The 9818-nt window shown below is 72.2% G+C and carries 9 protein-coding genes; 6 read left to right on the top strand and 3 right to left on the bottom strand.

The genetic code is table 11. The features are described 5' to 3' along the window. Window positions 1–1504: MFS transporter (locus E1258_RS26140; RefSeq protein ID WP_132405778.1), on the bottom strand; the 1504-nt coding region annotated here is incomplete at its 3' end. An 88-nt stretch (window positions 1505–1592) separates the two neighbouring features. Between E1258_RS26140 and E1258_RS26135 the strand changes: the two genes are divergently transcribed. Further along, on the top strand, window positions 1593–2432 hold the full coding sequence (locus tag E1258_RS26135; RefSeq protein WP_132405776.1) for a DUF3027 domain-containing protein: 840 nt from the start codon (window positions 1593–1595) through the stop codon (window positions 2430–2432). 10 nt (window positions 2433–2442) lie between these two features. On the opposite strand, the gene E1258_RS26130 is transcribed toward E1258_RS26135, so the two are convergent. Then, complete coding sequence (locus E1258_RS26130) at window positions 2443–2721, bottom strand: DUF2530 domain-containing protein (RefSeq protein ID WP_132405774.1); 279 nt, start codon at window positions 2719–2721, stop codon at window positions 2443–2445. Between the two features lie 90 nt (window positions 2722–2811). Between E1258_RS26130 and E1258_RS26125 the strand changes: the two genes are divergently transcribed. The 5 genes from E1258_RS26125 (at window position 2812) to thpR (ending at window position 7561) form a co-directional block, all read left to right on the top strand. After that, a complete protein-coding gene (locus E1258_RS26125) occupies window positions 2812–4290 on the top strand; it encodes an NCS2 family permease (protein WP_132405786.1) in 1479 nt (492 codons plus the stop codon). A 124-nt stretch (window positions 4291–4414) separates the two neighbouring features. After that, window positions 4415–4864 carry a MarR family winged helix-turn-helix transcriptional regulator gene (locus tag E1258_RS26120; protein ID WP_207919721.1) on the top strand — a complete coding sequence of 150 codons (450 nt, stop codon included), beginning with the start codon at window positions 4415–4417 and terminating at the stop codon, window positions 4862–4864. Window positions 4865–4951: 87 nt separating this feature from the next. Further along, complete coding sequence (locus tag E1258_RS26115) at window positions 4952–6226, top strand: MFS transporter (protein ID WP_132405772.1); 1275 nt, start codon at window positions 4952–4954, stop codon at window positions 6224–6226. Window positions 6227–6381: 155 nt separating this feature from the next. Next, entirely contained in the window at window positions 6382–6891 is a 510-nt protein-coding gene (locus E1258_RS26110) for a hypothetical protein (RefSeq protein WP_132405770.1), read from the top strand. A 91-nt stretch (window positions 6892–6982) separates the two neighbouring features. Next, window positions 6983–7561, top strand: a complete 579-nt coding sequence (gene thpR / locus E1258_RS26105; RefSeq protein WP_132405782.1) for an RNA 2',3'-cyclic phosphodiesterase — start codon at window positions 6983–6985, stop codon at window positions 7559–7561. Window positions 7562–7948: 387 nt separating this feature from the next. On the opposite strand, the gene E1258_RS26100 is transcribed toward thpR, so the two are convergent. Next, window positions 7949–9784 carry a cellulose-binding domain-containing protein gene (locus E1258_RS26100; protein WP_243715696.1) on the bottom strand — a complete coding sequence of 612 codons (1836 nt, stop codon included), beginning with the start codon at window positions 9782–9784 and terminating at the stop codon, window positions 7949–7951. Between the last annotated feature and the right edge of the window lie 34 nt (window positions 9785–9818).

The following is a 9818-nucleotide window of genomic DNA, read 5'->3' as shown; positions in this document are numbered from 1 at the left end:
GTGCGGGGGAGACCGGGGCGACGTCGGTCGCCGTGTCGTCGGGCACCGGCCGGTTTTCGGCGGCCGGGTCCTCGGCTGGCTCCTCCACCGGCTCCTCGGTCAGCTCGTCGTCGCCGAGTGGGCGGCCGACCAGTCGCTGGTCGCGCAGCTTGCCGGCGACGTACACGCCCCGGGCGGCGGCGAGCATGCCGACCCCGGCGGCCACGGCGATGCCCAGCCGGCCCTCGAAGGGGACCAGGCCGAGGGCGCCGCCGGCCACGAAGGCCAGCATCAGCGCCGTCTCCGAGTGGGCGAACGAGCTGGCCCGCAGCCGTTCCGGGATGCGTTCCTGGATGGAGGCGTCGACCGCGAGCTTCGCCACGCCGCTGGACAGGGCGGTGACCAGGCAGAGCAGGGCCACCATCGGCAGCGAGAACTGGATCGTGGCCAGGACGGCCGTGCCCGCCACGATGATCGTGCTGCTGGACTGGATCGCGGCGGGGCGGTGGATGCGCAGCCGGGTGCCGACCGCGGTGGCCAGGAAGCCGCCCACCGCCAGCGCCCCGCCGACCAGCCCGAGCGCCATCTCGGCGCTCAGGTCGCGCCCGAAGAACTCGGTGGTCAGGTCGCCCTTCTTGAGCGCGAACGCGAGGAAGAGCAGCAGGAAGCCGTAAACTGCGCGGAGCAGCGCCGAGCCGAGCAGGCTGGCGATGACGAGGCGGCCGGCCGGGCGTCCGCGCCCGAGCGGGCGGTCCCCGGCGGCCCGCCGGCCCAGCGCCCGCAGCGGGCGGGGGACCCGCTCGGGCGGCTCCGAATCGGCCCGGGGCGGCAGCCGCAGCGCGATGACCATGCCCACCAGGAAGATCACCGAGGCGACCCGGAGCGGCCACTGCGGGCCGAACCAGAACGCGGCCAGCCCGATCGGGGCGACGAGCCCACCGGCCAGCGTGCCGTAGACGCTGGCCCGCGCGCCGATCTGGGACAGCCCGACGCCCTCGGGCAGCAGCCGGGGCACGGCCGCCGAGCGGGCCACCCCGTACGCCCGGGAGAGCGCGAGCACCCCGAAGGCGGCCGGGTAGAGGCCGAAGCCGTGCATGTAGTCGGAGATCAGCCAGGCCAGGAAGGCCCGGCCGAGCATGGTGGCGGCGAGCGCGTACCGCCGGCCGTGCCGGAAGTGGTCGAGCAGCGGGCCGACCACCGGCGCGAGCATCGCGAACGGCACCATCGTGACCAGCAGGTAGAGCGCGACCTTGCTGCGTGCCTCGCCGAGCGGGACGTTGAAGAAGATCGTCCCGGCCAGGCCGATCGCGATCAGCGTGTCCCCCGCGCAGGAGAGGGCGTGCAGGTCGAACAGGCGCACCATGCCGATCTCGCCGCCCGCGCCCCGGGCCCGGGCCGAGCCGGCCCGGCGGGTCATCCAGCGCCCGCCGCGCGCGGAGCCGCGCAGCAGGAGGCGGACGGCGCGGATGCCGGTGCCGACGGTCCGCCCCAGCACGGACCGCTCGGAGCGGGAGAACAACGGCATGTGCACCATCCTCGCCCATGCACCCCACCCCCGCGCCAGGGCCGCCGCAGAAACGACCCCCGGGAGTGCCTGTCGGTCTTTGTCGCCCATGGGGAACAATGGTTGGGTGACCAGGCCCGCCTCCGCTCGTGCCGCCCGCCTCGACCAGGTCTGCGCCGCCGCCGTCGAGGCGGCCCGCGACGCCATCACCGAGGTGGAGCCGTCCGACATCGGTGACCACCTCCAGGTCGTCGCCGAGGGTGACCGGGTCGTCACCCACTACTTCGACTGCCGGCTGTCCGGTTACCGGGGCTGGCGGTGGGCGGTCACCGTGACCCGGGTGCCGCGCAGCCGCAAGGTCACCGTCTGCGAGACGGTCCTGCTGCCGGGCCCGGACGCGTTGCTCGCGCCGGGCTGGCTGCCCTGGCAGGAGCGGCTCCAGCCGGGTGACCTCGGCCCCGGCGACCTGCTGCCCACTCCGCCGGACGACGAGCGCCTCGCCCCGGGGTACGTCCTGTCCGACGACCCCGCCGTCGAGGAGACCGCCTGGGAGTTGGGCCTCGGCCGGCCGCGGGTGCTGTCCCGGGAGGGGCGCAGCGAGGCCGCGCAGCGCTGGTACGACGGAGACCACGGCCCGTCCGCGCCGATCTCCATGGCCGCCCCGGCCGCCGCCCGCTGCGGCACGTGCGGCTTCTACCTGCCGCTGGCCGGCGCGCTGCGGCAGTCCTTCGGCGCGTGCGGCAACTTCTACGCCCCGGACGACGGCCGGGTGGTCAGCGCCGACCACGGCTGCGGTGCGCACTCGGAGACGCTGATCGAGACGCCCGAAAGCCCGGTCGACGAGCTGCCCACGGTGTACGACGACAGCGCCGTCGAGGCGGTGTCGGTGAGCCGCGCGCCGGGCTCGGTGGAGGCGGCGGAGCCGGGCGAGCCGTACGGCCACCCCTGAGCGGGCGGGGTCATTGGCCGGTGTCGGCCGGCTGACCGGCCCGTGCCGCAGCGCGGCGGCGACGCCGCTTGGCGTCGTGGCGCATCATCACGGCAAGGCCGGGAAAGCCCCAGAGGAAACCGGCTAGGCAGGTCCAGAGCCAGTTCTGGTGCCCGTGCTCGGTGAGCCAGCCCCGGAAGAAGATCAGCAGCACCAGGCCGGCGACCGCCCAGGCGACCAGCCCGGCGACCGCGAACGGCACCATCGGCGGGTCGAGCGGCTCAGGCCGCGGCGGTTGCTCCTGTCGCACGGGGGCAAGCGTACGCGATCAACCTTCCCAGTTGGCCGTGTGATCTGCGACGATGCGCGGATCAGACGGATGATCACCTGCGAGGACCTGATGGCCATTGCGCCGCCGGACAACGGCACTCCACCCGATCCCGCTCACCCCCGCAATGCCTTCGACCGCTTCTTCGAGATCACCGCCCGAGGTTCGACTCCGGGTCGGGAGGTCCGGGGCGGCCTGGCGACCTTCTTCACGATGGCGTACATCGTGGTGCTCAACCCGCTGATCATCGGCAGCGCTGCCGACGGTGACGGCAAGAAGTTGGCCATTCCGGCGCTGGCCGCCGCGACGGCGCTGGTCGCCGGCCTGACGACCATCCTGATGGGGGTGGTCGGCCGGTTCCCGATGGCGATGGCCGCCGGGCTGGGCGTGAACGCGCTGGTGGCGTACGAGATCGCCCCGCAGATGACCTGGGCCGACGCGATGGGCCTGGTGGTGATCGAGGGTGTGCTCATCGCGATCCTGGTGCTCACCGGCCTGCGTACGGCGGTGTTCCGCTCGGTGCCCACGCAGCTCAAGACCGCGATCGGCGTCGGCATCGGCCTGTTCCTGACGATCATCGGCCTGGTCGACGCCGGCTTCGTCCGGCGGGTCCCGGACGCGGCCAACACCACCGTCCCGGTGGGGCTGGGCATCGGCGGCAAGATCGTGAGCTGGCCGATGCTGGTCTTCGTGGTGGGCCTGCTGGTCACGATCGTGCTGGTGGTGCGCCGGGTGCGGGGCGCGATCCTGATCGGCATCCTCGCCTCGACGGTGCTGGCGATCGTCGTGGAGGCCGTGGCGAACGTCGGCCCGTCCTTCGTCGACGGCAAGCCCAACCCCAAGGGCTGGTCGCTGAACGTGCCGGAGTTGCCGAAGACGGTCGTGGACGTGCCCGACCTGTCGTTGCTGGGCAACTTCAACGTGCTGGACTCGTGGACCCGGGTCGGCTGGCTGGTCCCGCTGATGTTCGTCTTCACGCTGCTGATCACGGACTTCTTCGACACGATGGGCACGATGGTCGCGATCGGCCAGGAGGGGGGCATGCTCGACGAGCGGGGCACCCCGCCGCGGGCCAAGGAGATCCTGCTGGTCGACTCGATCGCCGCGGCGGCGGGTGGCGCGGCGAGCGTCTCCAGCAACACCTCGTACATCGAGAGCGCCGCCGGTGTCGCGGAGGGTGCCCGCACCGGCGTGGCCAACCTGGTCACCGGCGCGTTGTTCCTGCTGGCGATGTTCCTCGCGCCGCTGGCGGTGGTGGTGCCGTTCGAGGCGGCGTCGACGGCGCTGGTGGTGGTCGGCTTCCTGATGATGACCGCGGTGCGCACGATCGACTGGACCGACTACGAGATCGCGATCCCGGCGTTCCTGACGATCACCCTGATGCCGTTCACGTACTCGATCTCCAACGGCATCGGCGCGGGCGTCATCACGTACGTGATGATCAAGCTGGCGAAGGGGAAGCCCCGGGAGGTCCACCCCCTGCTGTACGCGGTGGCGGTGCTGTTCGCCCTGTACTTCCTACGCGGGCCGATCGAGTCCGCCGTACTCTGACGCCCCACACGTGTCCCGGGGTCGGGGTGCCGAATCGGCTACCCGACCCCGGAGGGGCAGACTCCCTGGTGAGCATGGTCATATCGGCTTTCGTTAGCCAGGCTCATTAGTTAGGCTAACTATCGTGACGGAGCGGACGGTGACGGCGAACAGCGTGCCACCGGCGCAGCTGGCTCCCCAGTTGCGTGATGCGATCACCCGGCTCAACCGACGGGTCCGCCAGGCCCGACCGGTCGGCGACCTGACGGTCACCCAGCTCTCCGCGCTCACCAGCCTCGTGCTGGCGGGCGCGCTGACGCCTCGGGAACTGGCCGACGTCGAACGGGTGCAACCGCCGACGATGACCAAGATCGTCGCGAAGTTGGAGGACCGCGGCCTCGTGGGCCGCACCCCCCACCCGACCGACGGCCGGCAGGTCATCCTCTCGGCGACCGAGGGCGGCCGGGCCGTGCTCGACCAGTTCGAGCGGGCTCGCAACGAGTGGCTGGCCCGCCGGCTGGCCGAGCTGCCCGAGTCCGACCGGGAGACCCTGCAACGGGCCGCCGAGATCCTTCAGCGGCTCGCCCGCGCCTGACCGCGCCCGCGCCCACCGGGGTGCCGCCGCCTGGTCCGCGCCGTCCGCCGTCGATGAGGCGTACGACCGCGAGGAGGCGCACCCAGGGTGCAGGCGAAGTTGAGCACGATGTTCCAGTCACTGCAGGTCCGCAACTACCGGCTCTTCGCATCCGGGCAGCTGATCAAACTGATCGGCGTCTGGATGATGTTCATCGCCCAGGACTGGCTCGTCCTTGAGCTCTCCGACGACTCCGCCACCGCCCTCGGCGTGGTCACCGCCCTCCAGTTCACCCCGGTGCTGCTGCTCACCCTGCTCTCCGGTCGGCTCGCCGACCGGTACGACAAGCGCCTGCTGCTCTTCGTCGCCAACGCGTTCTGGACGGTGCTGTCGTTCGGGATGAGCCTGCTGGTGCTCACCGGCCTCGTCCAGCTCTGGCACGTCTTCGTCTTCGCCGTCCTGCTCGGCGTCGCCAACGCGGTGGAGACCCCCGTCCGGCAGGCGTTCGTCTCCGAACTCGTCGGCACGTCGCTGCTGCCCAACGCACTGTCGCTCAACGCGGCCGTGTTCAACTCGGCCCGCATCGTCGGCCCCGCCGTCGCCGGCCTGGCCATCGCCGCCGTCGACGTCGGACCGGTCTTCCTGTTCAGCGCGCTCAGCTCGCTGGGCCCGCTGGCCACCGTGGTCCGGATGCGCCCCGCCGAGCTGCACCGCAAGGACCTCCTCCCGGTCGCCGAGCGGGACTCCGCCCGGGTCGTCGACGGTCTGCGGTACGTCGCCCGCCGCCCCGACCTGCTGCTGCCGATGGTCGTGATGTCGGTGATCGGGATGAGTCTGTTCAACTTCCAGCTCACCCTCGCCGCCCTGGCCAAGACCGTGTTCAACACCGGCGCCGCCTCGTTCGGCCTGTTCAGCACCGCCCTGGCCGTCGGCGCGCTCGCCGGGGCGCTCGCCGGCACCGGGCGGCGCAGCCGTCCCTCGGTGTGGGTGGTGCTCGGCGCGGCGATCGGGTGCGCCGTCTTCGGCACCCTGGTCGGGCTCGCCCCGGCGTACTGGATGGTGGTGGCGCTGCTGCTGCCCGCCGGGTTCTTCATGGTCTTCTTCGCCCAGGCGGCCAACCAGCGGGTGCAGCTCGGCACCGACGCCGCGTTCCGGGGCCGGGTCATGGCGCTGTGGGTGCTGGTGTTTCTCGGCACCAACCCGGTGGGCGCCCCGGTGATCGGCTGGGTCGCCGAGACGTACGGCGCGGGGGCGAGCATCTGGATCGGCGGGCTGATCTCGCTGGCCACGGCCCTGCTGGCGCTCACCTGGCAGCTTCGCCGCTCGGGTGCCCGGTTGCGCCTGCGGATGCTCCCGTCCCCCCGCTTCTACGTCGCCGAGTAGCGCAAGCAGGGGCCCCCTGTTAACGCATTCTGTATAGCAGGGGCCCCTTCTTGACCCCGCTGGGCGGCTCGCGGCCTGCCCTGCGGCTCCTGCGGGGCGGCGTGAATGTCAACAAACCGGTGGCGGTGAGACTCGCAGGGACATAGCGTCGATACGTGGAGGTAGGCCGAGCGATGCTTCTTGCCCTGGCGGTCGTCGCTGTCGCGAGTCTCCCGGTCGCCTTCGCGCTGGTGTTCTGCGCCGACGAGATCATCGACCGAATCGCCTGCGGCTACGCCGAGTGGCGCGAACGACGCCGAGAACGCCGCACCATCGCCCGGCTGGACCGGGCCGTCGACGCCGATGGGCTGACCCGGGGCATCGACCTCACCGAGTTCGACCGGGAGGAGCGCCGGTCCCTCCAACAGATCGCCGCCGACCTGCACCGGTTCGCCGAGCATCGGGTCAACCCGGGCGGCCGGGCCGTGATCTGGCACGCCGCCGTCGTCGACGCGTACGACGAGCACCTGCGGGCCGCCTGCCGCTGCCTCGGGCTCACCGAGCACCTGGGCGAGCTGGAGGGCGTCGACCGGCAGATCGAGCGGGTCAGGGTCGAGGGGATGCTGCACGCCGCCGGGCTCACCCTGCCGGCCGCCCGCCCCCGGCACCGCCAGCGGCACCGCTGACCGGCCGGGCCCACCGTTGGCCGGGGCCACCGCACCTGACCCACCGGGGGCATCGGCGACCGGCACCGCCGCACCCGGCGCGAGCGCCAGCCTGCGGCTCTTCGTCGCCGTCCACCCGCCGCCCGAGGCCGTCGCCGACCTGAGCGCCCGGGTGGCCCGGCTCCGGGTCGCCCGCGCGGCGGCGGCCGGCACCGACACCCGGCTCACCGACCCGGCGCAGGCGCACCTCACCGTCGCCTTCCTCGGCACGGTCGACACGGGCCGCCTCGTGAAGGTCGAGAGCGCCCTCGGCCTCGCCGCCGAGACGTTCCGCGGGGGCCGGTCGGCGCACCCCGTGCTGCGGCTCGGCGGCGGGGGGAGCTTCGGCCAGGGCCGGTCCACGGTCCTCTGGGTCGACGTGCGCGGGGAGGTCGAGGCGCTGCGGGTCCTGGGCCGGCTGGTCCGGTCCGGGCTGCGCCGGGGGCGGCTGCCGTGCGACGAAAAGCCCTTCACCCCGCACCTCACCGTCGCCCGCCCCGGCGACCGGATCGACCCCGCCGACGTGGCCGCCGACCGGGAGGCGTTGCACGGCTACCTGGGGCCGCCGTGGCCGGCCACCGAGTTGGTGCTGGTCCGCAGCCGCCAGGGCCCCCGGCCGGCGTACGACCGGGTGGCCGCCTGGCCCCTCTAGTGGAGTGGTCACCTTCGATGCGAGGGGATGTCCCGGCTGTGACGTAGCCGCTTCCGCCTGGCCTGCGACAGCGCCGGTCCGGTCACAGTGACCCTGTGGTCAGCGAATCGAGTTGTCGAATCGGTTCGTCAAACGCTTGTCTCCAGCACGCCGCGGGAGCCTGTCGAGTCACCGGCTGGCCGACGCCATGCCGGTCGGCGGTCGTGCGGCGGTCTCCAGGGCGCGTGGGTCGGTGGCCGTGGTGTCGGGGGGCCGGTGTGGTGCGGGCGCGGCACTGATGCCGAGGGCACAGCAGGGAGTTGCCTCAGCAGGGAGTTGCCTCTCACGATGCCGGCACGGGTGAAGCGCCGTGGGCTGCCGGCCGACGCCGGCAGCCCACGGCGGGGCTCAACTCACGGAACAGGTCAGCGTCGGGGTGGTGCCGGCTCCGCCAGCCACGAGCATCCCGAAGGTGGTGCTGGCTCCCGGTGCGAGACTCCCGTTGTACGAGACGTTGGTGACCGTGGCGGTCCCGCCGCTGGTCGTCAGCGAACCGTTCCACACCTGGTCGATGGTCTGTCCGGACCCGATTGCCCAGCTCACCCGCCAGCCCTTGGTGACCGTCGAACCGCTGTTGGACACCGCCACCTCGGCCTGGAAGCCGCCGGGCCAACTGTTGATCACCTGGTAGGAGGCGCCGCACCCCGAGCCGCCCGGGTCGGGGGTGGTCGTCGAGGGCGACGGTGTCGGGGACGACGGTGAAAGCGTCGGCGTCGGCGTCGGCGTCGTTGTCGGCGACGGCGGCAGAACGGTGATGGTGTATGCGTCGTTGATGTCGTTGTTGGCGATGTTCACGACGGTGCCGGTGCCGTTGAGGGTCACCACCTGGTCCTGGACGGTGGTGGGGCCGGTGACCGCGCCGCCGTTGTTGTAGGGAATGCGCTGCACCAGGATGCGCGCCCGGTTGTCGCTCACGATGCCGCTGGTGCTGTTCAGCCCCTGCAGGTTGACGGCGATGTTGCCGGTGGTCCGGCCGCCGCCGACCAGGACCTTGGCGTTGCCGGCGTCCTTGGTGGCGTACGCGTCGTACCCGGGGGACGCCGTGGTGGCGACGGCGATGCCGGTCTGCTGGGCGTAGAAGCGGTAGACCCACCACTCGCCCTTGGGCTGGTATTGGCCGGCCGAGTTGTGGGTGAGCAGGTTGCCCAGGTCGTTGTGCAGGTTGCCGCCGCTGGCCCAGTTGGCGCGCAACCCGTCGGCACCGGCCCGTTCCAGCCGGGTGATGTACCAGGCGCCGTCGCCGGGGTTCTGCTCGTTCGAGGCCCCGTACTCGTTGATCTGGTAGGGCCGGGGGTGCGGAACGCCCCGCGAGTCGAGCGTCGTGTTCGCCGCGGCGACGTTGGCCACCGGGTCGCCGGGCAGGGAGTGCCAGCTCACGATGTCTGGCACCGCGTTGTTGGCCTTGACGTAGTCGAGGTACTGGGTCCACCAGCCGCCGGAGGTGGTGGGTACGCCGGCCAGGCTCGGACCGACGATCAGGGTGCCCGGCATGTCCGCCCGGAGGCGCTGATAGGTCCGCCGCCAGAGCTCGAAGTACTGGGCCTGGGGGCGATTCCAGAACAGGGTGAGGTTGGGTTCGTTCCAGATGTCCCATTCGACCGGGACGCCGGTGGCCTTCACATCGTTGATCACCCGGGTGAGGAAGTTGTTGTAGTCGGTCCAGTTGCCGTTGTCGCCGGGGAAGCGGGAGATGGGGGCACCGTCGGCGCCCCAAAGGTCGTGGGCGAGCAGGACGAACTTGCCGCCGAGCGCCTTGGTGCGCAGCATCTGGGCGCGGGTGGCGTTCCATCGGCGGTCGTATCCGCCGCCGACCCAGCCGCCGCCCGGCAGTTGGGCGCCCCCGGCCCGCATGGCCTGGTATTTGATGTCGGTGAAGAAGTGGTCGGGCGGTGCGGTGCCGTTCTCGGTCATGCCGTAGATCCACCCGGATGCCCGGTAGGTCGGCGCGGTGGTGGTGGCGGCGAAGTTCACGCTGAGGCTCTGATTGTCGGCATGGGCCACGGTGGGTGCGACCAGCAGGCCGGCGGCGGCCAGCGCGCCGGCAAGGAGGTAGCCGGCACGGTTCACGCTGAGGCTCTGATTGTCGGCATGGGCCACGGTGGGTGCGACCAGCGGGCCGGCCGCGGCCAGCGCGCCGGCGAGGAGGTAGCCGGCACGAGGGCGTGGCCGGGACAGAAAACTCACGGGCTCTCCAGGGACGGTTGGGGTGGGGTGTGGG

This window comes from Micromonospora sp. KC207 (genome assembly GCF_004348615.1).
GTDB lineage: Bacteria > Actinomycetota > Actinomycetes > Mycobacteriales > Micromonosporaceae > Micromonospora.
The sequence above is the reverse complement of the archived record's forward strand: the minus strand, read 5'-3'. Positions and strand labels throughout refer to the sequence as shown.

Excerpts from the sequence above, each read along its gene's own strand:
- E1258_RS26135 (WP_132405776.1), top strand. The coding sequence starts at position 1,593 with ATGGGGAACAATGGTTGGGTGACCAGGCCCGCCTCCGCTCGTGCCGCC.
- E1258_RS26125 (WP_132405786.1), top strand. The coding sequence starts at position 2,812 with ATGGCCATTGCGCCGCCGGACAACGGCACTCCACCCGATCCCGCTCAC.